The 23,587-nt window shown below is 43.6% G+C and carries 17 protein-coding genes, 2 pseudogenes and 1 riboswitch; of the genes and pseudogenes, 5 read left to right on the top strand and 14 right to left on the bottom strand.

Annotated elements, in window-relative coordinates; all coding sequences use genetic code 11:
* Positions 1-27: 27 nt before the first annotated feature.
* The 4 genes from ISX59_RS00505 to ISX59_RS00490 form a co-directional block, all read right to left on the bottom strand.
* Positions 28-1,002, bottom strand: a complete 975-nt coding sequence (locus ISX59_RS00505; protein ID WP_032530274.1) for an ankyrin repeat domain-containing protein — start codon at positions 1,000-1,002, stop codon at positions 28-30.
* Positions 1,003-1,025: 23 nt separating this feature from the next.
* Positions 1,026-2,609 carry an ankyrin repeat domain-containing protein gene (locus tag ISX59_RS00500; RefSeq protein WP_032530273.1) on the bottom strand — a complete coding sequence of 528 codons (1,584 nt, stop codon included), beginning with the start codon at positions 2,607-2,609 and terminating at the stop codon, positions 1,026-1,028.
* 20 nt (positions 2,610-2,629) lie between these two features.
* Entirely contained in the window at positions 2,630-3,322 is a 693-nt protein-coding gene (locus tag ISX59_RS00495) for a hypothetical protein (RefSeq protein ID WP_220575536.1), read from the bottom strand.
* A gap of 227 nt (positions 3,323-3,549) precedes the next feature.
* Positions 3,550-4,161, bottom strand: coding sequence for a TetR/AcrR family transcriptional regulator (locus ISX59_RS00490; RefSeq protein ID WP_032530271.1), 612 nt, complete (start codon positions 4,159-4,161; stop codon positions 3,550-3,552).
* Between ISX59_RS00490 and ISX59_RS21335 the strand changes: the two genes are divergently transcribed.
* Positions 4,150-5,193 carry an AAA domain-containing protein gene (locus ISX59_RS21335; protein ID WP_330221726.1) on the top strand — a complete coding sequence of 348 codons (1,044 nt, stop codon included), beginning with the start codon at positions 4,150-4,152 and terminating at the stop codon, positions 5,191-5,193. The genes ISX59_RS00490 and ISX59_RS21335 overlap by 12 nt on opposite strands.
* Before the next feature lie 274 nt (positions 5,194-5,467).
* Here ISX59_RS21335 and ISX59_RS00480 read toward each other — a convergent pair whose 3' ends face one another.
* The 5 genes and pseudogenes from ISX59_RS00480 to ISX59_RS21330 all read right to left on the bottom strand — a co-directional run.
* A complete protein-coding gene (locus ISX59_RS00480) occupies positions 5,468-5,707 on the bottom strand; it encodes a hypothetical protein (RefSeq protein WP_137569074.1) in 240 nt (79 codons plus the stop codon).
* A 38-nt stretch (positions 5,708-5,745) separates the two neighbouring features.
* Complete coding sequence (locus ISX59_RS00475; protein WP_032530269.1) at positions 5,746-6,216, bottom strand: hypothetical protein; 471 nt, start codon at positions 6,214-6,216, stop codon at positions 5,746-5,748.
* Positions 6,217-6,859: 643 nt separating this feature from the next.
* Positions 6,860-7,258 (bottom strand): DUF4375 domain-containing protein, encoded by a 399-nt coding sequence (locus ISX59_RS21065; protein WP_234168643.1) that lies wholly within the window; start codon positions 7,256-7,258, stop codon positions 6,860-6,862.
* A complete protein-coding gene (locus tag ISX59_RS00465; RefSeq protein WP_220575535.1) occupies positions 7,150-7,584 on the bottom strand; it encodes a hypothetical protein in 435 nt (144 codons plus the stop codon). The genes ISX59_RS21065 and ISX59_RS00465 overlap by 109 nt, the downstream gene beginning before the upstream one ends.
* A 41-nt stretch (positions 7,585-7,625) precedes the next feature.
* Positions 7,626-8,099: pseudogene (locus ISX59_RS21330) on the bottom strand (TetR/AcrR family transcriptional regulator); the annotation flags it as partial.
* Positions 8,100-8,350: 251 nt separating this feature from the next.
* Here ISX59_RS21330 and ISX59_RS00455 point away from each other — a divergent pair.
* The 4 genes and pseudogenes from ISX59_RS00455 to ISX59_RS00440 all read left to right on the top strand — a co-directional run bounded on the left by ISX59_RS00455 (position 8,351) and on the right by ISX59_RS00440 (position 14,481).
* Entirely contained in the window at positions 8,351-8,773 is a 423-nt protein-coding gene (locus tag ISX59_RS00455) for a DUF6769 family protein (RefSeq protein WP_234168646.1), read from the top strand.
* A 208-nt stretch (positions 8,774-8,981) separates the two neighbouring features.
* Positions 8,982-10,175, top strand: coding sequence for an efflux RND transporter periplasmic adaptor subunit (locus ISX59_RS00450; protein WP_032530266.1), 1,194 nt, complete (start codon positions 8,982-8,984; stop codon positions 10,173-10,175).
* Positions 10,176-10,192: 17 nt separating this feature from the next.
* Entirely contained in the window at positions 10,193-13,306 is a 3,114-nt protein-coding gene (locus ISX59_RS00445; protein WP_220575534.1) for an efflux RND transporter permease subunit, read from the top strand.
* Between the two features lies 1 nt (position 13,307).
* A pseudogene (locus ISX59_RS00440) lies at positions 13,308-14,481 on the top strand (TolC family protein).
* Between the two features lie 489 nt (positions 14,482-14,970).
* Here ISX59_RS00440 and ISX59_RS00435 read toward each other — a convergent pair.
* The 5 genes from ISX59_RS00435 to ISX59_RS00415 form a co-directional block, all read right to left on the bottom strand.
* Positions 14,971-16,020, bottom strand: coding sequence for a ribonucleotide-diphosphate reductase subunit beta (locus tag ISX59_RS00435; RefSeq protein ID WP_005808712.1), 1,050 nt, complete (start codon positions 16,018-16,020; stop codon positions 14,971-14,973).
* A gap of 19 nt (positions 16,021-16,039) precedes the next feature.
* Positions 16,040-18,556 carry a ribonucleoside-diphosphate reductase subunit alpha gene (locus ISX59_RS00430; RefSeq protein ID WP_220575533.1) on the bottom strand — a complete coding sequence of 839 codons (2,517 nt, stop codon included), beginning with the start codon at positions 18,554-18,556 and terminating at the stop codon, positions 16,040-16,042.
* A gap of 60 nt (positions 18,557-18,616) precedes the next feature.
* A riboswitch (cobalamin riboswitch) is annotated at positions 18,617-18,836 on the bottom strand.
* A gap of 339 nt (positions 18,837-19,175) precedes the next feature.
* Entirely contained in the window at positions 19,176-21,452 is a 2,277-nt protein-coding gene (locus ISX59_RS00425; RefSeq protein WP_220575532.1) for an SLBB domain-containing protein, read from the bottom strand.
* Between the two features lie 80 nt (positions 21,453-21,532).
* Positions 21,533-22,456 (bottom strand): hypothetical protein, encoded by a 924-nt coding sequence (locus ISX59_RS00420; RefSeq protein WP_220575531.1) that lies wholly within the window; start codon positions 22,454-22,456, stop codon positions 21,533-21,535.
* Between the two features lie 27 nt (positions 22,457-22,483).
* Positions 22,484-23,584, bottom strand: a complete 1,101-nt coding sequence (locus ISX59_RS00415; RefSeq protein ID WP_220575530.1) for a fibronectin type III domain-containing protein — start codon at positions 23,582-23,584, stop codon at positions 22,484-22,486.
* Positions 23,585-23,587 lie beyond the last annotated feature (3 nt).

The raw sequence follows: 23,587 nt of genomic DNA, 5'->3' as shown, positions 1-23,587 counted from the left end.
TGATAATGATTCCTTTTTTGTGACCGCTCAGCCCTCCGCTCCGGTCACTAACAATGTTTCCACGATTTCATTGTACCCCCTTTCCACTGCATAGTGCAAGGCAGTGTGGCGGAGATTGTTGGCCAGATTTACATCGGCACGGTATTCCACCAACAGGCTGACAAACTCATGGTTTCCTTCGCGTGCTGCCACGATAAGAGGCGTGTCGCCGTTTTCATTCTGCACATCAGTCCGCGCTTTAGCTTCCAATAAGAGTTTGCCAAGAAACTGATTGCCCGACCGAGCGGCAAAGTGCAGGGGCATGGAGCCGTTAAGCATAGCTTTGTTCACATCGGCTCCCTTCTCAACCAGCATGGTGGCAATCATCAGGTCGCCTTTTATACAAGCAATGGCAAGTGGTGTCTCACCATCGTCGTTCAGAGTATCGAGCATCGCAGCTGAAACAGCCAACAGGGTACGCACAATTTCTCCTTGTCCGTTGCGGACGGCCTGATGTAATGGTGTGTTGCCACGTGCATCGCCCGCATTGTCAATGGAAAGGTGAAGGACGACCTCCCGCAGCCCGTACGCAGTGGCATAATCTATGGCCCGATGACCGATATTGTCTGCAAGTTCCGTATTAGCCCCTTGATTTATCAAATAGAGAGCTGCATCGGTGTGCTTATTGCTTAGCAGGCAAAGTAAAGGAGTGCGGCCCTCTCGGTCGGTGGCATCTACTTCCGCTCCTTCCCAAAGGAGACGGGCGATTATCTCCTTGTTTCCACACCGTGCCACGGCGTGAAGCGCACTTTCTGAACGATTGTTTACGACTGTTGGAGTGGCCCCATTATCAAGAAGAAGAACGGCAATGTCCCTAAAACCTTTCTGACAAGCATAATGCAACGGCGTGTTACCTTCCGCATCCCGCTTGTTCACATCAATTCCTCCTCCCTTCAAGAATATCTGTACAATACTTTTCTGCCCATTGCGGCAAGCGTTGAGGAATGTCAAGTTGTTGTCCATAATGATATATTCAATTATATAGGTTAGCAAAAGTGTCTGAGCAGGAACTTTACAAACGATTCACTACCTTTGTCGGTAGCCAGGTCAATGGCAGCCAGCCCTTCGTTGTTCGTCCAGGCGATATCCGGCAGGGGGAAGTCTGCAAGAACTTCAGCGACTTGACGCGCCTCCGTATTGTAGCAGGAGGCAGCAATGTAGTGTAGCAGGCTATTACCCCACTTGTCCCTTCTGCGGGCATCGGCACCCGCCTCAAGCAGCCACTCCAGCACCTCCGCCTCGTCCTCCCCACAATACTTCCACCCATAGGGATAGGAACGCGGTAACATGGGCAGCGGGGGAATGCGACCATCCCAATAGCCTCCTCCGTAAAGAATCATCAGCGGGGTCTGTCCGCAAAGGTTAGCAACGTCGGTGTTCACTCTCTTCTCCAACAGGAAGCGAACAGCGGTCTTGCCCGGCGCATAGCCTACGTGCCGGCAGGCCAAGGCAAGAGCAGTGTTTCCCTCCCGGTCTGCGGAGGCTTCAGGGTTCCAGCCTTGCTGCAACATCAACTCTAAAGTGCAAATATAGGTCTCCTCAGCTCCCCCAATGTCCGTCACCTCCATCCAAACGGCAAAGGCGGTCTGCTCGTCCATCATGCGGAAGTTGGGATCGGCTCCCGCACAGAGAATGCGCTCGGCGGCATCAAAGTTGGACCAGGCTAAGGCACAGGCTAAGGGCGACTTGCCAAGAAAATCGCACATCTCCCTGTGTTCGCACAAGGTCTGAAGCTCCACGCCTTGTTGCAAGAGCGCATCGAGGGCATCCCCGTTCTGGTGGAACAAGGCTTGGAACACATCCATTCCTCCCACCCGTGCGGCGAGCACATCCTCAGGATTATGCCCAGCCAGAAGCGTTCCGATGTGCATAGCACCTTCTTGCATGGCCATGTCGAGCGGCGTTTTCCCGCAGTTATTCTTCTCTTCCGAATCTATCTGTCCGCTTTCGAGTAGTTTCTTTGTTAGATTGAAGACGGCTTCTTCCGCCTGCTTCAGTCGGTCGATTTCCGCCTGGATTTCACTTATCTGTTTTTCCGAATGGTACTCTGCCAATTTATAAGCAAGCCGCTCCTCCGTCCGGCGCAGAGTGTGGGCAATGTTGCCGGCGGTCAGGCAGGCGATATGCAAAGCATTCTGTCCATCTGTATCGGTCGAATCGATTCTTGCACCGCTCTCCACAATCTCTTCCGCCATCCGGAAGTGCATTTGGCGGATGGCCTCCAGCAGGGCAGTCGTCCACTTGGCGGAATGGGGAACGTCCGCACCTTTCTCAAGTAATAGTCGGGCAGCGGCGGCTATTTTCTCTTCATCGGTATATGTGTATCGGTACATGCCCAACGTACAGAGCGGTGTATAACCATCTCGGTCTTTGGCATCGACGAAGGCACCATGCTCCAGTAGGATGCGCACCGCGCCTTCATCGCCGAAGTAGCAGGCCAGATGAAGTGGCGTGAAGTTGCCAAACTTTTCATCTCTGTCGTTGACAGCCACCTCACCGAAAGCAGCGTGTATCTGTGACTCCGGTTCTCTGTCCTGATACAAATTATATATATCCTTACAAGTTTTCATAGTTGAATAGACGGAATGAATCACAGAATAGGGAGCCTCATCTTTAGATTCGGGTATAAATCGCCCAGTTGTTTCAGGAAATCATTCGCCACGACAATGTCTCGTACCGCCTCTTCGGGACTACCCGGTGTTTCCGGTATGTTAGTGAAAATCAAGCACGAGTAGATGATGAGTTCCAAAGGCTTGTCGTCTGTCTGTAGCGACAGTTTGTAAGTTTTCACATTGTTACCACGCGCTTCTGCCTGTGCCTTCTCCTGCCCGGCAAGCGGATATTCAATAAGGCGTGATTCCTTTAGGCGTAAGGGCGGGAAGGTCAGGTGGGTGTCTATCTCTCCATCCGTGTCGGTATCGAACAAGTGTAGAGTGTCACCGCTCAACACCAGGTACTTTGGTGTATGTACCGAACGAAAACGCACGGTGCCCAGCGTGGCCATGCCCTTCAGCTTATTCTTCATGTCGTTTTTAAGTGAATCCGCTAACGTATATTCTATATTGGCATAGTTCACGGCATCAATCCGTGCCTGCTTCATCGCTTCTTTCAAGAAAAGCCCGTCGGAGTCTAAGAATTGTTTCCTATAGGCTTCCACCTTGGCAAATTCTGCTTTGAAGTCTGTTTGGTTCACCACTGCCGCACGCTGCGCATTCTTCTGTTTCACATAGAAAAAGTAGCCCATGTAGAGGGCTATGCATCCGATTACGATAAGGTAAGTCATGTCCTTTTTTTAATTAGAATGGTTATTACTATAAATTAATTGTCTTCCAGACACCCGATTATTGTATCTGTGCGGCAAATATAAATAATAAAAACAAAAAACCGGCCACTCTTCCGGTAAAAAATCGGAAGGTTGGTCGGTTTTTTGTTTTAGGATGCTTTCTACTGATAGGGAAAAGCAACTGTAAGTCGATGTATTTTTAGGGTCCGGACAATTCTGACGAGCTCTTAGTGTACTTTCAGTATAGAGTAAAGGTAGTCATAGGAACGACGCAATTCTCCAGTATCCAGTCCTGTGGAAAAGGACTTCATAAACGACATACCCAGGTAGATGTTATTGAACATGTTGGCGGTCAATTCGATGTCTATGTCTCGACGCAACTCTCCGTGTTCTATGGCAGCGGTTATCGCTATACGCCACCCGTTCAGGAATTTTTCCCAGAAAGTTTGCAACTTGACTTTCGCATCAGGATAGTAGCGCTGTATCTGCGGCATGAAGCCAAAGAAGTTGGAAAAGGCCGTACTGTCGCCCGTGGTCTCTGCTTGCCGTAGTAGCGCCACGTACCAGTCCATTGTCTTCTGTATATTCTCCACGAAATGGTCAAGGAACTCAGCAAACGAAGCGGCAGGCGTAAACTTCACATCAGCATCATGCACGTTGATGAAATAGCGGTCCACCACCGCCACAAACAACTCCTGCTTTGTGGGGTAGTAATATGAAATACCTGCTTTAGATATACCGGTAGCCTGTGTCAGCAGACTGTAGCTTGCCCGTTCGTAATTGTATTGCAGGAACATGACGAATGCGTCTTGCAATAGTTTTTCCCTATTGGTTTTCATAAATATATTACTATTAATAATTTCGTTTACAAAGATACATTATTAAAAAACATTTTTTATCTTCTTTTCTCCATTTTTCATTCTACATCTACAATCCGAGTTATTCATCGAAGGATAATCCCTATAGTTTCTTCTACATTCGCATCCATTCAACGCATGTTTAGCAGGATAAGACCAGGAACAATCCCTTGGTTATTTGTTGATGAGGCCGGACAGGCTGTCCCACAGGCAGCAGCGGGAGCGATCTGGTGCTCCAAGCGAGCTGTTATTGTAGGAGATCCTTTTCAAATAGAACCTGTCATTACAATACCTGAGCAGGTTGTCAATAATATCAGCCGTTATTTCGGGTTGGATAAAACACAGATACAGACTTCTCTTTCCGTTCAGTCTATGGCCGATCGTGCGAATCCGTATGGTTGGATAACGAATGATACTTGGACTGGCTCTCCCCTAAGGGTGCATCGGCGTTGCGTCGACCCGATGTTTTCCATAGCCAATGAGATCGCGTACAATGGCATGATGTATAACTCTACATTGGCAGATAATCCTCATCTGTTTATACAGAATGGATTTGTGCAGGTGGAAGGTAAAGTAAGCGGACGGCATTACGTACCAGAACAAGGTGCCCTAATCAGGCAAATGATCATTGACGAAATACGCCAACTACAGGACTTGTCCGATCTATTCGTGATCTCTCCTTTTTCAGAAATACCATCTATTTTGAAAAAAGAACTGCGTCAGCCTATTAAGCAAGCACTAATGGTCTATAAACAGATAGAAAATAACGAGTTGCAGAAGTGGCTGGATGCTCATATTGGGACAGTCCATACATTTCAGGGTAAGCAGGCGGCAGGTGTAATCTTATGTCTGGGACTCGATCAGAAGTCAAAAGGCGCTGCTTCTTGGGCATCATCTAAACCTAATTTACTGAATGTTGCTCTGACACGTGCCAAGCAACGATTTGTAGCCGTAGGAGACGGAACGATTTGGTTAAGACAACCCTATTTTAGCAAATTAAAAGCGTTAAAATGAAAGTTGCGACCGAGCAACATTGTGTACCTTTACCAGCATAAAGTTTGCTACGGTAATATTTAATCAGATTTCAGTAATATACCTGTATATTATGTAATATCTACACAAGATAACTTTACATCAATTAAATCTATACTTTCCCGTGAGAAAAATCACGGAAAAGTTAGAGAAACGATATATTGTTCCACATTTTTTGCATTACAGATAATAGGGCTAACGAGAAACTGCATTTAACAGTTTGCTCGATCTTGTTACTGGCCATACCCATTTGTGATTAATATTCCATCAATACATTACTCATATCTATAAATCGGGGAAAGAAAAGAAAAATAGCCGGAAAGCAAACAACGCTCACCCAATACCACAATACCATGCTCCAGTCGGAACAACTTGTCGTGTACCTTTTTTCATATCGCCTTCCTTGATAATAAAGATAGTCGATAAAGTTATACCTGTAATTCTGTGCGTTCCGCACTATCTGGTTACGCTCAAAATAGTTATTAGTTTTATTCATGCTTCTAAATTATCAATAGTATTAAGAAAGAAACAGTGTCAGATGTTATCTCTCGTCGTTACCACTGACTTGTTTATAGATCTCAATTCGATGAATAGACAGACAATCCCGATAGGCGGATAGATAATGCCACATAAGACTGCAAGCATATTCATCCCCCGTTCATCTCCTGTGAAACCGTCCAAACCGATAATCTTCAACAAATGGTCTGTTATTTGCCAATCTAATAGATTTTGGTCTAAACAGATAAAAGCCAGCCACAAAAGCACAGAGCAACATTCCATACCGAACAATAACATGATAACTTTGGGCTGAAGGAAATACAGTTTACAGACCTTGCAGATTATTAGTATATCTATAACTGCCAGCACACCTAAAAAGCTATATTCCATAACACCATATATTCCGAACAGCCGACCGAAACCTAAGCCAGCAAAAAAGAATGTTACCACTATCAGCAAAAGGCTGAAAGCTGTCAATGATAGGATGGATTGGACTGTTTTATTCATTGCACTATTGTTAGTAATGGGTCGCAGCTTACCGCTGTTTAGATGGCACAGGTGCTTGTTATCAACTTATTTATTTGTTTTTGATTGTAAAACATGATGTAAACCACAACAGTATTCTATCTTCGTGTGACTCAGATAAAAATTATTTTTATCCAAATACACATCCAATTTCCAAAAATCCAAATCTGTTTTTTGGATTATGTCTGCATAATTTCTGATAAAAAGAGCCACCTCATCATCTTCTGTCCAATTCCAAATGTACGGTAATCTATATCGGACAACATGACTTTCTATATATAATTTATCCAAATCGCCACTTACCGTACATACCACCTTCCCCAAGTATTTCCTTTCTTGTGGGGTATGGAAATTCTTATATTTCTTACTTTATTGATAATGTATTCAATAGCTGTCACCCTTTATCTCGTCGAGAGACTCAGAATCGAAAGACAATTTGCCTTCCACCATCTTTACAGTGCTCTGCACCGGATACCCTTTCATCTCCTCTCGGGCTTCAACGTGCTCTCTGCCATTGCACGAATTTCAGGAAAATGCCCATACGCTTTTCTCTCCTATTGTACAGCCATGCCTTGTCCGGTGGCAGACACAGGCTGATGGTCGGTGGTGTACAGGGGCTGGCAGTTCACTCATTATTGTCATACCTTTGTCTTGTTTCTTCTTCGGACAAGAACTCTTGCGGATGATGTTTGATGTATGTACCTATCAGTTCGTAAAGTTGGTTGTCGCTATTCATCAAGGTATAATACTCCTTGTCGAACGCATCGAAAAGTTTCTCTTTGTAACCAATGCAGAAGCTTTTCTTCGTTCCGTCCTCCCATGCCGCATGCAGCCTGTTGCGGTTGGCAACGAAATACTCGTTAGCACGTTTCACCACGTCTGCCGTCCGGTCGTCTCCAAGCAGGATGAAGGTGTTCAGGGCACATTCGCAACGGTCGCCTCCAATGACTTTTTTCTTTTTATCAAGTGCGATACTCCTGCCGCTGAAAGTAAATATCCTGCAACTATTCCCAGATGAATCCAATATCGATGGAAATTGTATTTGTCTGCGAGGCTAATCTTATCGTTTGAGTTCAGATGGATGATTAATCTGTATTCATCGCAAAACCAGTAATATTCAAGGCTCATCAGCCCTGCCAGTGCCAATACGCCGAGGGCTACAAAGCGTGACAGGTTATGATGCAACCACAAATCACCGGGTACGAACAGTATCATGGCGCATCCCCAATAGAACGGAGCCAGCGAAGAAGCCGAGAACCTTTCTCCATGAAACGGAGCTACAAACGCACAACCGATGTAAAGGACTGTGGCAAACAGGGAATAAAATAATATCATCTTTACTTTTTTCATGCTTCGCACTATTTTGTTGCTAATGGCTAAGTGGGGAACAGCAGCTCTCCGGTATCTATCGCATGCTGTATGGCGGCACGCCAGTAAGCATAATCGCTGGCGACAAGGTTACGGAGTTTCTCTTTTGCATCAGGGTCATATTGGAGCATCTGGAATAGGAAATGAAAATATTGGGCATGATATGAAAACTTTTCTTGTGCCACCTTATCGCCATCTACACCTATCAGATTGCCCAGTATATCCATTGTCCGTTGTACGCCTCTTACGTACTCATCTATAAATTCGGCAAACGTACCGTTCATCTCGGTGAACTTTGTTTCGCGGGTTTTGTGTGCTGAACCAGAACTTATCCACTACGGCAATGAATAGTTCTTGTTTGTTCTTATAGTATTTGAATATTCCGGCTTTCGACATCCCAAGCATCTTCCCAGTTCCGCAAAACTGACTTTCTCATAGTTTACGGACATAAACAACTTGAACGCAGCGATCAGCAACTCATCACGGGTAATTTTCATTGTATGGCAGCCTTTTATATTTTCCAATCCCGAAAATAATATTTTATTCGCATACAAGCCACATTACAAGTAATAGATTAACAAAAATAAATCGGCGAATCCCCTTAGTAAATCAGAATGAAGTTGTATCTTGAGCCCAAGATGAACGGAGACAGACATTCCCCAAAGGGGTACAACGGAAACATGACTTCTTTGCAACTTGGTTGCAAAGAAATTCCTCTATCTTTGCCATCAAACCCAGAAAACAATATATGAAACGTATCCTTTCCATATATCCACTCGTAATAGCGACTCTATTTATAATAGTATTCTCCGCTATTCCACACCACCATCACAAGGAGGTGTTGTGCATGGTTATGGAATTGTGCGAACAAGATAACACATACAATGATGATCATACCGACCATGGTACTGACCAAGACATACATCACCAAAACATCTGCGTACCCAACGTGGATTATATTTCTTCTTCCGGTATGACAAAGAGCAGTCTCGACAGTGGAAATGGAATGCTGCTACATTTGCCAATTTTGTTTCTGCTGGCTGATATTCTGACTCTTAACCTCAATACATCAGAACTCGAAACCATATACGACGAGTACGTCGTATCCTATACGTCCGTAGTGCTTGGCGAAAGTTGCGGACTTCGTGCACCTCCCTGTTACTTATCTTAAAGCATCTCATTGTGTGGCATAAACTACAATGTATGCATTCTTTCCGATAGCTGTTACCAGAGTAGCATCTTCCGTGTTGCTATCCGCCCGGCTATGCGTATTCTTTTCGTAAGAGCATAAGGATGTTTCTCCCCGGTATGATATTGCCGGTTATACGATTGCGCCACACGGTCTTTCCCTTTCAGTCAAATTTCTAAAAATTACAAAAATGAAAAAATATATATTCATAATATTGGCTGCGGCCATTTCCCTGACATCTTGCGATAAAAAACAAAGTGATAAAAAAACGGTAGAAACCCATCAAAAAGGCGATGGTCACAACCATGAAGAAGATGATGGGCATAATCACAAAGAAGAAAAAAACTCCGGTGAAGAGCACTCGGACGAAATAGTTTTCACCCGGCAACAGGCCGACGCTATCGGGCTGGAAGTATATAATGTAGAACCCGGCATATTCAGCCAAGTCATAAAGACCAGCGGACAGATACAATCTGCCCAAGGAGATGAAGCGACCATTGTAGCTATCACTAACGGTATCGTATCCTTCCCGGCTCGGTCCATTATCGAGGGAGCACCGGTTGGTACAGGAACTACGATTGTGACTATTTCAGCCAGAAATCTTTATGAAGGTGATCCGGTAGCAAAAGCAAAGATCACCTATGAAACAGCCCTAAAAGAGTTCAAACGTGCCGAAGGCCTGGTAAAGGACAAAATCATCTCGGAAAAGGAGTTTGAACAATCACGCCTGAAATACGAGAATGCAAGAACAGCCTATGAAGCACAGGCAACCAACGTTACGGCATCCGGGGTTAAAGTAACCACCCCAATCAGCGGATATATCAAGAACAGATTGGTCAACCAAGGTGAATTTGTATCTGTCGGACAACCGATTGCCACGGTTTCCAAGAACAGGAGACTACAATTGAGAGCCGATGTCTCGGAGAATTATTTCAATGAACTTGGAAAAATCAGAAATGCCAATTTTGTAGTGTCTTACAATAACAAGGCATACCGGTTGGCAGATCTTAACGGACGCCTGCTGTCCTTTGGTAAAGCTGCCGATGAAACTTCTTTCTATATTCCTGTAACTTTCGAGTTCGACAATATCGGCGATTTCATCCCTGGTTCTTACGTGGAGGTTTACCTGCTGGCCACTCCTCAAAACAATGTCATTTCAATTCCCGTCTCGGCACTTACCGAAGAGCAAGGTATCTATTTCGTCTATCTCCAAATAGGCGAAGAAGAATTCCTCAAACGTGAAATAGCCATTGGAGAGAGCGACGGGAAAAACGTAAGAGTGCTTTCCGGACTTAGTACCGGTGATAAGGTAGTTATCAAAGGCGCTTATCAGGTAAAACTGGCTTCAAACTCTTCTGTACTGCCCGAAGGACATAGTCATTAACTCAAAAGGAAGAAATCATGCTGAACAAGATAATTAAATTTTCGTTGAACAACCGCATCGTTGTTCTGATAGGAGCTCTATTGCTAATCATTGCGGGAACCTATACAGCTGCCAATATGGAAGTGGATGTTTTCCCCGATCTCAACGCTCCTACCGTTGTAGTAATGACGGAGGCCAAAGGTATGGCTCCCGAAGAAGTGGAACGTTTAGTGACCTTCCCGGTAGAAACCGCTGTAAACGGTGCCACTGACGTACGCCGTGTACGCTCCTCCTCTACTACCGGATTCTCTATCGTATGGGTTGAATTCAACTGGGGGACCGATATCTATAGGGCACGACAGATCGTTTCCGAGAAGCTGGCCGTAGTGGGAGACGCATTACCCTCCAATGTTGGAAAACCTACTTTAGGCCCGCAATCCTCTATCCTGGGAGAATTAGTGATTATCGGACTGACTTCCGATAGCGTGTCACTTCAAAGCCTGAGAACCATGGCCGATTGGACCATACGTCCTCGCCTGTTGTCTACCGGCGGCGTAGCTCAGGTTACGGTTTTGGGAGGTGATATCAAGGAGTATCAGATATTGCTTGATCCGGGTAAGATGAAACGCTACGGAATCGGATTGAATGAAGTCATTGACGTTGTAAAAGATATGAACCGGAATGCTTCAGGAGGTGTATTATATGAGTTTGGAAATGAGTTCATCGTCCGTGGTATGTTGTCAACCAATAAAGTGGAAGCACTGCGAAAAGCTGTGATAAAAAATATCAACGAAACGCCTATCGTTCTGGAGAATATTGCGGAAGTAAAAATCGGGGCTAAAGCCCCCAAAATGGGGTTAGCTTCCGACCGGGGTAAATCCGCTGTGTTAATGACAGTAACCAAGCAGCCCAATACAAGCACCCTTGAATTGACTGACAAGTTGGACCAATCATTGGCCGACTTACAAAAAGTTATGCCAGAAGACGTAAAAGTAACCACTGACATTTTCCGTCAGGCCCGCTTTATCAACAACTCGATTGACAATGTACAGAAGTCTCTATATGAAGGCGGTATTTTTGTGGTTATCGTACTGCTTCTCTTCCTGATGAACGTACGCACCACCATTATTTCACTGATAACCATACCACTTGCCGTTATTGTTGCCATTCTTACCCTGAAAGTACTGGGACTTACCATCAACACGATGAGTCTGGGAGGTATCGCCATTGCTATCGGTTCATTGGTGGACGATGCGATTGTAGACGTGGAAAACATATTCAAGCGTCTGAAGGAGAACAGGCAAAAACCTAAAGAGGAACAAAAGAGTGTCATAACGGTTGTATTTGAAGCCTCCAAAGAGGTACGTATGCCTATCTTAAACTCCACACTGATAATCGTTGCCAGTTTTGTTCCTCTTTTCTTCCTTTCCGGTATGGAAGGTAGGATGTTGGCGCCGCTGGGTATTACCTTTGTCATTTCCCTTTTTGCCTCCACTGTTGTTGCCCTGACCCTTACCCCTGTTCTGTGCAGTTATCTGCTGAACAAGCAAAAGGGAAATGGTGAAGAACGTGATCCTTATCTGGTCCGCAAACTGAAATCCGGATACAAGGTAGCTTTGCAATGGACCCTATGCCACAAGAAAGTGGTTCTGGGAGGAATCGGTGCTATGTTGATCGCAGCATTGATTATGATGGCTTCGTTCGGGCGTAGTTTTCTCCCCCCGTTTAATGAAGGTTCGTTTACGATAAGCATCAGTACCCTGCCGGGAATCTCACTGGAGGAGTCCGATAAAATCGGGCGGATGGCTGAAGAAATTCTATTGTCAGTGCCAGAGGTGCAAACTGTGGGGCGCAAAACCGGACGTGCGGAACTGGACGAACACGCATTAGGAGTGAATACTTCTGAAATTGAAGCACCGTTCGTGCTTGACAAGCGTTCAAAGGATGAAGTATTGGCAGAAATCCGTGAAAAAATAAAAGTTATACTGGGAGTGAATATCGAAATCGGCGCGCCTATCACCCACCGTATCAACGCTATGTTGTCGGGGTCGAGAGCCAATATTGCCATTAAACTGTTTGGTACAGACCTAAACAGGATGTATGAAATCGGAAACCAGATTAAGAACTCCATCCAGAATATCGAAGGTGTAGCAGACCTGAACGTAGAACAACAAGTGGAACGCCCTCAGTTGAAAATAGAACCCAAACGGGAAATGCTGGCAAAATACGGCGTCACACTTCCGCAATTTGCAGATATTGTAAATGTAATGCTTGGAGGCGAGGCGGTATCACAGGTATATGAGGAAAATAAATCTTTCGATCTGACTCTAAAGGTAAATGATAGTAGCCGTGAAAATGCGGAAAGGATACGTAAACTGATTGTGGATGCCAACGGTCGTAAAGTATCTTTGGAAAATATTGCCAATGTAGTTTCATCAATGGGTCCCAATACAATCAGCCGTGAAAATGTTGCACGTAAATTGGTAATCTCAGCCAACGTTGCTGACCGGGATTTACGTGGTGTAGTAAATGATATTCAGAAAAAAGTCGATAGTGAAATCCAGTTACCGGAAGGATATCACCTTGAATATGGCGGACAATTTGAAAGTGAGCAGGCTGCTTCACGCATCATCACTATTACCTCCGTATTTTCTATACTGGTCATCTTCCTGCTCCTATTCAAGGAATTCAAAAGTACGACCCAGTCACTGGTAATTCTACTGAATCTGCCACTGGCCCTGATCGGAGGCGTTTTCAGCATCTATTTCACATCGGGTATATTAAGTATACCGGCAATCATAGGCTTTATCTCCCTGTTCGGTATCGCTACACGCAATGGTATGCTGCTCATAGATAAGTACAACAGCCTGCGTGCTTCCGGTATGTCTGTGAATGATAGTATCCTGTACGGTTCTCTGGACCGCCTGAATCCGATTCTGATGACGGCTTTGTCCTCCGGACTGGCATTGATTCCATTGGCATTGGGTGGCGAATTACCCGGTAATGAAATACAGAGCCCGATGGCTAAAGTGATATTGGGAGGACTTTTGAGTTCAACCATCCTGAACGGATTCATTATCCCCATCATGTACCTGTTTATTAATCGCAAACAGGAAAAACAAGTTGAAATAATTGAAATAACAGAAGACTAAAATGAAAACAATTATAATAATAGTGGCGTTGCTGGCAAGTATGTCGCTTGCCGCCCAAGAAAATATAAGCAGCATACTCTTTTCTATTGAGGAGAACAATACGAAGCAAAGCATTGAAGGAAGAAATGAAGGCTCAAAAATTAGGGAATAAGACAGGTATATATCTGTCTGACCCTGATGTCGCATTTGGTTATCTTTGGGGGACCCCCTCCAATATAGGTACAAGGAAAGATTTCAGTGTCACACAGACTTTCGACATCCCGACGATTACCGGAATGAAAAGTCGGTTGGCCAATAACAAAAACCAACTGGTAGAACTACAATATGCCTCCGAAAGGATCAATCTCCTGTTGGAGGCCAAACAGTACGCTATTGACCTGATTTACTACAATGGGCTGAAGAAAGAGCTGGAAATCCGCTTGCGTCATGCACAAACCATAGCAGATGCATACAAGCAGAGGTTGGACCGTGGAGATGCCAGCATATTGGAATACAATAAAGTACAATTGAACCTATCTACTGTACAAGGAGAAATGTCACGGGTAGAGGTGGAAAGAAATACCCTTCTGTCCGAACTCAAACGTCTGAATGGTGGTATAGAGATCCTTTTAGAAGAAAATAATTACAGCCCGGCTTCCCTGCCCGCTGATTTTGAAGAGTGGTATTTATCCGCCGAGCAAAAAAATCCATTGCTGCAGTACGTAAAACAACAGATTGAAGTAAGCAGAAAAGAAGTAAAATTGAATAAAGCTATGAGATTTCCGAAATTCTCCGCGGGGTATTCATTGGAGAAAACCCTTGGACAAAAGTACCAAGGCGCCAACATTGGCATTTCCATTCCTCTATGGGAAAACAAGAATCGTGTGAAACAGGCGAAAGCCGGTGTCATCGCAGCCCAGACCAGAGAGCAGGAAAGCAAACAACAGTTTTACAACAGGCTGCAAAACCTATACATGCGTGCCAACGGACTGCAACAAACGGCCGCCGGGTACAGAAAATCACTACAATCGCTTAATAACACCGATCTCCTGATGAAAGCGCTGGATGTTGGTGAAATAAACCTGTTGAATTATATAGTTGAAATAGGGTTGTATTATGATACCGTAAACCAGACATTGGCTGCCGAACGTGATTTTGAGAAAGCGTTGGCTGATTTGTCGGCAGTCGAACTATAAACATTGAGATATGAAACCTGCAAGAAAAAAATTCTGTAAGAGTCAAAACACTTTCCCGCCCAGACAGATGTTTATCATTTTTGCATGTTTGGGAGTCATAGCCGGCGCATGTTACTGGTTTTTCGTTTCACAGTGTGGTGAACAGGATTGTTTTTACAATTACTATCCGTTGCCGGAAATGTTCATAGGAGGACTACTGGGGGCATTTCTATTTTTCATCTTGTGGTACGATAGATTCTGACCATACCCGTAGAACATATTATCCCATATGTTAATACTATAAATAGTAACATACAATTTAAATAAAGAACTTTCCGGGTTATGAATACCGGAAAGTTCTTTATTTAAAAACTCTCACTCCCTATACGTCCCAAGAAAAAGAATCAGACATTCAGTACATAATAACAATGACCGACCAGCAATTCATTTACTTTTTCGCTGTAACGGGACAAATGAAATGAAAAATGCCGATTTATTCAAATACATCAATTACAAATCATCTTCCAATGCTGTACTTTTTGCATAAGCAGTACTCTTAGCCTCAAAGAAATCAGTCTTTACCATATTGGCATTGGAATATTGTGATACCCAACGCATGCTTTCGGGTTCTTTTAAATTGTCTTCATACAATGGAGTAAATCCAAGACTGGTCCAGCGGAGGTTTCCTAAATAACGAATGTAGTCTTCTATCATTTTCTTATTCAATCCCTGGATCTCGTCACCTATCACATATTGCCCCCATTCTATTTCCTGTTTCACTCCTTCACGCATCATCGCTTCGTATACTTTCACCCTATCAGAAGTAAACAATTCCGGTTCTTCCTTCTTCAATTCCAGAATGATATTACGAAACAGCCAAAGATGGGTATTTTCATCCCGATTGATATAACGGATTTCCTGAGCAGATCCAGACATCTTTCCGTTACGACTCAGGTTATAGAAAAACATGAAGCCACTGTAAAAATAAATACCCTCCAGTATATAATTGGCTATCAATGTTTTCATCAACGTAAAGCTGTCCTGGCTTTCCTGAAATTCATTATAGCAATTACCTATAAAAGTGTTTCTTTTTAATAGATGTTCATCTGTTTTCCATTGATACAGAATGTCATTGCGCTCCTCCGGACTACATATAGAGTCCAGCATATAACTGTAACTTTGGCTATGGACGCACTCTTGAAAGGCTTGAATATGCAGGCAGAGATTGACTTCATTTGCTGTAATGTATTCACTGATAGTAGGCAGATTGTTACTTTGCAGGGAGTCAAGGAAAACAAGGAAGCTCAATATCTTGTCATAAGCTGTCCGTTCCGCCTTATCCAGATGTGGATAATCCTTTGTATCCTGAGTAAGATTGATTTCTTCGGGTATCCAGAAATTATTCATGGCCTGACGATACCAGTCACTTACCCATTTGTAGTGCATATTGTTGAAATCATTCAAATTAGTTGTATTCCCGCCAATCATTTTTCTGAGACGGAGTTCGGTATCACCCTCGGGATTGAAGAGGGCATTCTTCTTTAATTTCTTTATTTCCATATTTATTATTTAATGTTAGTCAGGATGCACAACTTTCACATTCTTCCACTTCCAGCGATTTACTGCGTACATAGTACACTGTCTTCACTCCGCATTCCCATGCCAACAGATAAAGGTTTAATACCTGTCTCATGGTAAAATCATTGGTGATATACAAATTCAAGCTTTGTGCCTGATCAATATGCAATTGCCGGATACCCGCAGCACGTATGCTCCATGTCTGGTCTATCCGGTAAGCTCCCTTATACAACCAATACGTCTTATCAGACAATGACGGAGCCACTCGCGGAAGCATGGCACCCTTCTTTTCTTCAAGAAAAAAACGTTTCATGACCGGATCTGTTCCGGCAGTTGTTCCGGCAATGATACTAGTGCTGCTGGTAGGAGCAATAGCCAGAAGATAAGCATTTCTCATGCCATCTGCCGCAACCTTGACCGCCAAATCTTTCCATTGAGGAGAATCATAACCACGTTTCGCAAAATAAGCTCCGGTTTGCCAGTCACTTCCTTCGAAATAAACATATCTTCCTTTTTCCTTAGCAAGCCCGGTACTTGCTTCGATGGCGGCATAATTGATACACTCAAATACTTTATCAATGAAATCAAGATGCTCCACGCTTTCCCAACGGATACCGCGCAATGCAAGTGCGTGATGGTAACCGCTCACCCCTAAACCGATGCTACGGTATCGATGGTTTGTTATCCGGGCAAAAGGGATAGGATAGAAATTCAAATCAATCACATTGTCGAGCGCACGTACTACAACAGCTATTTTTTCTTTCATCTGCCGTTCATCCTCCAATGGAAGATGTCCGAGCGACAAGCTGGCAAGGTTACAAACGACAAAGTCACCGGGACGGACGGTATTGACTACAACCGTATCACCACCTTCCGTACGGACCTCAGTGGAAACTGTTTCAATGGATGACATATTCTGAGCTATTTCCGTACATAGGTTAGAACAATAAATAATCCCCCGATGCGAATTAGGATTAGCCCTGTTCACTGTATCCCGGTTGAATGTGAAAGGCGTCCCTGTCTCTACGGCAGAGCGTAGTATCAACCGGACAATATCTTTGATGTTCAGAACCCGCTTAGAGAGAAGGGGATCGTTTATACAATCCAAGTATTTTTGCTCCCACTCTTCTCCATAATAATCCTCCAGGCAATACCCTTTGACATTCATAATTTCGTTGGGACAGAACAAGTGCCATTGCTGATTCAGGTCTTCCTTTGCCATACGCCAGAACAAATCAGGATAGCATACGGCAGGAAAGATATCATGTGCCTTCATCCGGTCGTCTCCATTATTGGTGCGGAGTTGCAGGAATTCGGGCAAATCTTTGTGCCAGACATCCAGATATACTGCTACAGCTCCCTGACGCATACCCAGTTGGTCGACAGCTACGGCAGTGTCATTTACCAGTTTCATCCAGCGTATTACTCCGCCTGCCACTCCCTTAAACCCTCGTATATTTCCTCCTGCCGCACGCACCTTACCAAAATACATTCCCATTCCTCCGCCAAACTTACTGACCATGGCAAAATTATCGATACTGCGATAAATCCCCTCCAGGCTATCGGGCACTGTATCAATAAAACAACTGGATAACTGGTGATAAGGCTTGCGGGCATTGGACAGTGTAGGGGTTGCCATGGTTACTTCTAACCGACTCAGCATATCATAGAACTTCTTTACCCACTGCAATCTATCACACTTTTCGGACATACCCAAATGAAGCGCAATCCCCAAATACATTTCTTGTACCGATTCCATTGGTTCATGTGAGTGCGTACGGATAAGATAACGTTTCGCGAGAAGATCCAATCCCGAATAATTGAAAAGTTTATCACGTTCGGGACACATAAACCCGGCAGCCACTTCTATTTCTCGTGGAGAATAAGCGCTCAGGATATAGTCACCATACAAACCTTCATCCGTCAAATAGCGCAGCTTGTCATAAAAAGAATAAATACCGGCAATTTCTGCCTGTACCTTTAACTTCTGCGTCAACTGAAAATTAAACAAACGGGCAGCAATAAATTCCCAGTCAGGCGCCTCTTGCGTAGTAAGCTCTACGGCAGCCTTAATAAGAGTCGTCAACCTCTCTTCAGCTGTCATATCGGTTTTGCAGAGGTTTACAAACTTCTCTGCCAGGATCATCAAACTATATTCATTGGCAACAAAATCCTTTTGAATATCTTTCAATGTGTCAGCCAACGCTTCAGAACCTATACTGCTGACAATATGGTTAAAAGCTTTTCTCCGTTCCGTACGTTGCCAACGATAAAGTATATAGTTTTTAGCTTCGGCATAAAAGCCATGTTCCATCAAACTACGTTCTACCTCATCTTGAATCTGTTCCACGCTACGGTGTACTTCATCACACAAAAAGAGTTGTACTTCATCTACAATTGTGTAAACGGTTTCGTCCGGTACTTCTCTTCCGGTACTGGCAAAACTCTTCCGTATCGCAACGGCTATCTTTTCTCTATTATATGGTTCCGTTGCCCCATTCCTCTTGATTATTTGCATGAAATGTTCTTGAAATGAATTATTTTATCGTTTCGCACTGTTCCCCTACCCCCCGAGTAGAAACAGCCTTTGATGAATGGCAGGTCTTCTGACTGACTCCTCCTTTCCGATGCCTTCCCACACTTCTCCTCATCTACTTGGGCAATGCAGTGGCAATAAGTTTAGTATCGGTAAGTCTACCGGAGTTTCACAGCAGCGGGACTGTCCGGGATTTACACCCGATTCCCTTTTAATCACTTATGCAGAAAAGCATAAGTGAACCAATTCGCCACAAAATAACGAAAGACTTCAGTAATATACAAATAATTCCGTAGTTAAAAAAAGTTGCCATAAGATGTATTATGCACAGATTATCCATCCTAACTGAGAAGGCAATTAAAGTTCATCTCAGTAGCCGAGATGTATATCTCAGCAGCCAAGATGCACATCTTAGCACGCGAGATATACATCTTAGTGCGCAAGATGGAAAAAATTACGTATACCGTTAATTTGTTTTAGGCTGATTGTCCCTTTTCTTTGTTACTGACTGACATTTTTCCACTAACTCTGTTATAAGTTGCCTCCTTATTTAATCTTAAGGGTACAAAAAGCTGTCGGATTACTCTTTTTATTATGAACATTACTTTGTCATACCAACCATAGCAGCCACCATTGCGGCAATAGAGGCGATGGAAATATTCATCCCTATAACGTCCGCCGCCACAGTTTTTTTCCTGCCCTTTTTGCTTGGCACTATTATTTCACATCCGGGTTCAATTGCATTGCCCATTCTCCTTTTCAGACGAGAAACCATACCATTCATATATATTACATAAACACGCCGCTTCAGTGCCCGGTTTCCAAATCCACCTGCCTGCTCAATGTAATAACTAAGACTGCTCCCCTTCTGATAAAGTATCGTATTAGGATACATCACAGCTCCATTGATTGTTACCGTGCTGACATATTTAGGAACGAAAAGTACATCTCCTTCGCGCAAAACCATATCTTCGTCAGAGCCTGGATTTACCAATGCTTTCTCAAGTTCTATGCCTACCGGATAAGTGGAAGAGGCTTCCAGAGTAACCGGAGATACAGAAGCCTTTTCACTTCCTCTGACCGACAAACGTAGAACATCATTTTTCTGACGCATTTCATCCGCCGTCATTCTGCGTATCAGACGCGCTCCTTTTACATAAGCTTCTTTCGATAGTCCGCCGGCTCTTGCTATCAGACTACTCAGCCTCTCATTGCTTTGGATTAATGTATAATTACCGGTGAAGGCCACTTCGCCTTCAACTGTTACATTGGCCTGTTTACGATATCCCGGACTTCGGCGAATGAAAACGATATCATAGGGTTCCAGTTCAAATCCTTTATCCTCCCCCATCACCAGCCCGTTTTTAAGTTCAACCGCAAAGCTTTTTCCGATAACAGTGGAAGATGATATACTCTTAGGATCTCTAATCCGCCGCGAGACATCAATCCGGACCATAGAAGCAGATTCCAGCAATCCTCCCGCTTTTACAATCAAATCCTGTATGGACGTATTTTTAACATAAGGGAAATCTCCCGGATTCCTTATATCACCATAGATAGATAAAGTACCTTCTTTCTCAATGTCTTTCACACTCGAGATATAAAGAACATCATTTTTCTGTAAACGTAGGTCGGAGACTGCACCAGCCATCATTCTTTTCAAATCGACCGGGATCATTTCATGTGTTAGGTCTTCATGCTCACGTCTCAACAAAGCCCTGTTGAGAAAAGCATCTCCCCGAAGTCCTTCTGCTCTACTGATCAACTGCCTGACAGTTCCCGTGATACTATCGTCCAATTGATATACGCCGGCACGGTACACAGCACCACGAACTTCAACTTTGTTTGAGAAACGTTGCAATACCGCCTCAACAGACAATTCATCACCGTCGGTCAAAACAAAAGATTGGTAATCATCCTGCCCTACATTGTATATCTGTTTCTCTTTCCCATTCAGACGAAACAGACGTATCGCGTCCCGGTAAGCATCTCCCGTGAAACCTCCCGCATAGCTGAGCAGAGTTGTTATGGTTTCTCCTTTTTTCATTTCATACGCCATCGGACGTTTGACTTTTCCGGAAATACTAACCAAATTCTCATAAGGAGGAATCAAAATGACATCGCCTTCCGATAAACGGATGTCGTCCGTCAACTTTCCTTTCATAATGTAATCATATACATCAATGCAAGCGACCTCTTTTCCACCTCTCACAACACGAATATCACGTAAACTTCCAATACCACTGACCCCACCGGCACGATACAAGGCATGAAATACCGATGCAAATGCCGACAAGCGGTAAGTACCCGGTACCTGTACTTCACCCATGACATTGATCATGATGGTACGGATTCCCCCTAATGATAACTTGATATGAACCGATTTTCCGGAAATAGCGGCATAAATCTTACTGAATTCACGTCTTAAGCTCCGTTCGGCATCCTGTATACTCATTCCATCCAGAAAGATGGGACCTATACCTGCCACGTGAATAGTACCTTCAGGAGAAATAATTTCTCTGACTGTATTTTCGGAAGTGCCCCACACATCGATAATCAATTCGTCTCCGGGTCCTAACACATAATTTTCAGGGGTAGGGATATCCAGGTTAGGTTCAAAAGATAAATTCCGGTCTGTAAATATATTGCGTCCAAAAACTGCAACCTGCTTACCACGGATTATAAAATCCTCTTTTCTATGTTGCCTTGCCCTGCTCCCACCCGCCAATAGAATGAACAGGGCAAATAACAATGCTCCCTTATCATTCACCCTGCCGGATATCTTATCAATCAGACAGCTTACTTTTTTTGTGACGCAAAAAAGCGACTGACAAGAAAAACTCGCAGCAACGGTTTGCAACAATATTTCTATACTCATAAAACACAGTTATTAATTAATCATATAGATTCTAACACAAATAATGAATCCCATAAATCAACACAATCCACATCCATATTTCACTTCTGATAAGGAAGCAGAAACTTGAAACCTCTCCCCCGCAACATGACTTCCGACTCACGCACTTCTTCTACAAACAACCGATGTATCCCTTCTGTTATTTGCGGTTTTTGGGATTCATAACGAAGAATATTCAGATCAACAGAATCACCCTGTATGGGGTTCACAATGGGAGCTAATTTTATATAAGAACTACTATAAGTCACTCCTCCCCCTCCATAAGGACGGGCGCTGTTTGCAATCCACGTACCTACTCCTTTTCTTTTGACCACCATTTTATTATTCAGAATCAAATAATATGAACTTGCATTGGTACTATACCAACCCAAAGTCTCCAGTTCTCCTTCCGGTCTCACTTTAATATGGATGATTTTCTTCTCTTTTGCATCTTCTGAAATAGCGATAACTTGGGCTTCTCCCTCATATTTAGGATTTATCTCAAGCATCCCGGTAGAGCCGTCCCATTTGATATCCATGATATCCGCCGGGTCGTTCTCTTCCAATTTGGTCAGTTCCCCTCCTCCGAAGATACTTACGTATTTACTTTTAAATCCGGGAAGGAACTGAACCGTTGAATGGCTCACTTCCAAGTCGGGAAAGACCACGCTGATTTTCAGCCTTGCACGCTTGTCATGCGAAATGATAGTGACAAACGTTTCACCTTCCAACAGACCTTTTACCTTAAGCGTGTCCATACTTATATAGGCAGTAGCTATCTGTGCGTTTTCTACGTTAACTATGTATTTCCCGTTTCCGCCTGAGAGAAGGAGTCTTTTTTCCGTTTGTTTATTCAACAACAATTCTTCGACACCCTTCTCTTTTCCTATGCGGATATCGGGAAGTTCTTCTTTTTGTTTTTCACATGCAAAAAAGCAAATAAGGCAAAAAACGATACACAATTGGGTTATTACATTCTTTATCATTGGTTTGTTTCCTGTTTAATTGTATTTTTATTCTTGAATCTTTTCTACACCCAGTTGAGGATATAAAATCTCCCATTCACGACCTTCTCCCTCATCAATATAGATTTCCAGTCGAAACTGTTTGTAAAACCCTCCGAACTCCGGGAACTCTAAAGTATCATCTTTAGGGTTAACTGTTATTCCGTTCAATTTATAAGAGATTCTCGCATCAGGATTGGCCAGTTCATTATAATAGAGCTTTAGGAAACGCCCCTTACAACTCCCGTCAGGAGTGATAGTACGCAAGTAAGGAATCCGATCTTCAGAGTTTTCTGCTTTACTCATTCCTTTCGTCACTCCTTTTCGTTCGGCATATGGTGAAAACTCGTTACCCTTTACTGCTCTTACTTTAACGTGGTGCTCACTTCCCGGTTTAAGTTTTGTCTTCATATATGAATTTCCGGATGTGGTTGTTTCGGTTTTGCCATCAAACATAACTTCCCATCGCATTTCTTCATCCATGACTTTATTCCAAGAGATCTCCATTTCGCTCTGATACGCTTTTATACTCAGATTGCGGGGGGCTTTCGGAACGGAAGATATGTCCGGTCCGTTCCCTTTGGGCACCATCGACATATCGTCGAACAGCATATAGCCCTCCTGATAAACCCGAAGTGTTTTTATGCCCATCCCCATACTATAAACATTTTTCGGAATTGTTACGACACCCTCCGCTTTTTTCCATTCATCTTTAACTGTTCTTACCGAAAGTATTTTCTCTCTACTTTTTACCCTTCCATCATCATACCACAATAAAGTTACTGCTATTTCAGTGTTTTTTATATTCGTTTTGTACCAGAAAGAGAATGCATATTGTTTTCCCCCTTCTACCGGTGTAGGTTGAGCCAAATAGATAGATCCTCCGTTGAGCCATATCTTAAGTGCATATGTACCCGGACTCTCGGGACGCCTCTCATGTACTTGTTCCGGACTAAAGTCGCTTGCTATACGCCAGCCAATGGGCTGTCCCCCATCTCTCCACTCTTCATATCCTCCATTGGGAATGATATTTTCTTTTTGAGCTTTGACTTGGATTGTTGCCGACATGAATATAATTATCGGTAAAAGCAGTTTATGTATCTTTCTCATTTT

The organism is Bacteroides sp. FSHCM14E1 (assembly GCF_019633785.1).
GTDB classification, from domain to species: Bacteria; Bacteroidota; Bacteroidia; order Bacteroidales; family Bacteroidaceae; genus Bacteroides; species Bacteroides hominis.
Note: the sequence above shows the minus strand (reverse complement) of the source record. Positions and strands in the feature narration are given on the sequence as shown.

Excerpts from the sequence above, each read along its gene's own strand:
- ISX59_RS00505 (WP_032530274.1), bottom strand. The coding sequence starts at position 1,002 with ATGGACAACAACTTGACATTCCTCAACGCTTGCCGCAATGGGCAGAAA.
- ISX59_RS00455 (WP_234168646.1), top strand. The coding sequence starts at position 8,351 with ATGAAACGTATCCTTTCCATATATCCACTCGTAATAGCGACTCTATTT.
- ISX59_RS00425 (WP_220575532.1), bottom strand. The coding sequence starts at position 21,452 with ATGAGTATAGAAATATTGTTGCAAACCGTTGCTGCGAGTTTTTCTTGT.
- ISX59_RS00415 (WP_220575530.1), bottom strand. The coding sequence starts at position 23,584 with ATGAGAAAGATACATAAACTGCTTTTACCGATAATTATATTCATGTCG.
- ISX59_RS00420 (WP_220575531.1), bottom strand. The coding sequence starts at position 22,456 with ATGATAAAGAATGTAATAACCCAATTGTGTATCGTTTTTTGCCTTATT.
- ISX59_RS00450 (WP_032530266.1), top strand. The coding sequence starts at position 8,982 with ATGAAAAAATATATATTCATAATATTGGCTGCGGCCATTTCCCTGACA.
- ISX59_RS00430 (WP_220575533.1), bottom strand. The coding sequence starts at position 18,556 with ATGCAAATAATCAAGAGGAATGGGGCAACGGAACCATATAATAGAGAA.
- ISX59_RS00475 (WP_032530269.1), bottom strand. The coding sequence starts at position 6,216 with ATGAATAAAACAGTCCAATCCATCCTATCATTGACAGCTTTCAGCCTT.
- ISX59_RS00445 (WP_220575534.1), top strand. The coding sequence starts at position 10,193 with ATGCTGAACAAGATAATTAAATTTTCGTTGAACAACCGCATCGTTGTT.
- ISX59_RS00465 (WP_220575535.1), bottom strand. The coding sequence starts at position 7,584 with ATGAAAAAAGTAAAGATGATATTATTTTATTCCCTGTTTGCCACAGTC.
- ISX59_RS00495 (WP_220575536.1), bottom strand. The coding sequence starts at position 3,322 with ATGACTTACCTTATCGTAATCGGATGCATAGCCCTCTACATGGGCTAC.
- ISX59_RS00480 (WP_137569074.1), bottom strand. The coding sequence starts at position 5,707 with ATGAATAAAACTAATAACTATTTTGAGCGTAACCAGATAGTGCGGAAC.
- ISX59_RS00500 (WP_032530273.1), bottom strand. The coding sequence starts at position 2,609 with ATGAAAACTTGTAAGGATATATATAATTTGTATCAGGACAGAGAACCG.
- ISX59_RS00490 (WP_032530271.1), bottom strand. The coding sequence starts at position 4,161 with ATGAAAACCAATAGGGAAAAACTATTGCAAGACGCATTCGTCATGTTC.
- ISX59_RS00435 (WP_005808712.1), bottom strand. The coding sequence starts at position 16,020 with ATGGAAATAAAGAAATTAAAGAAGAATGCCCTCTTCAATCCCGAGGGT.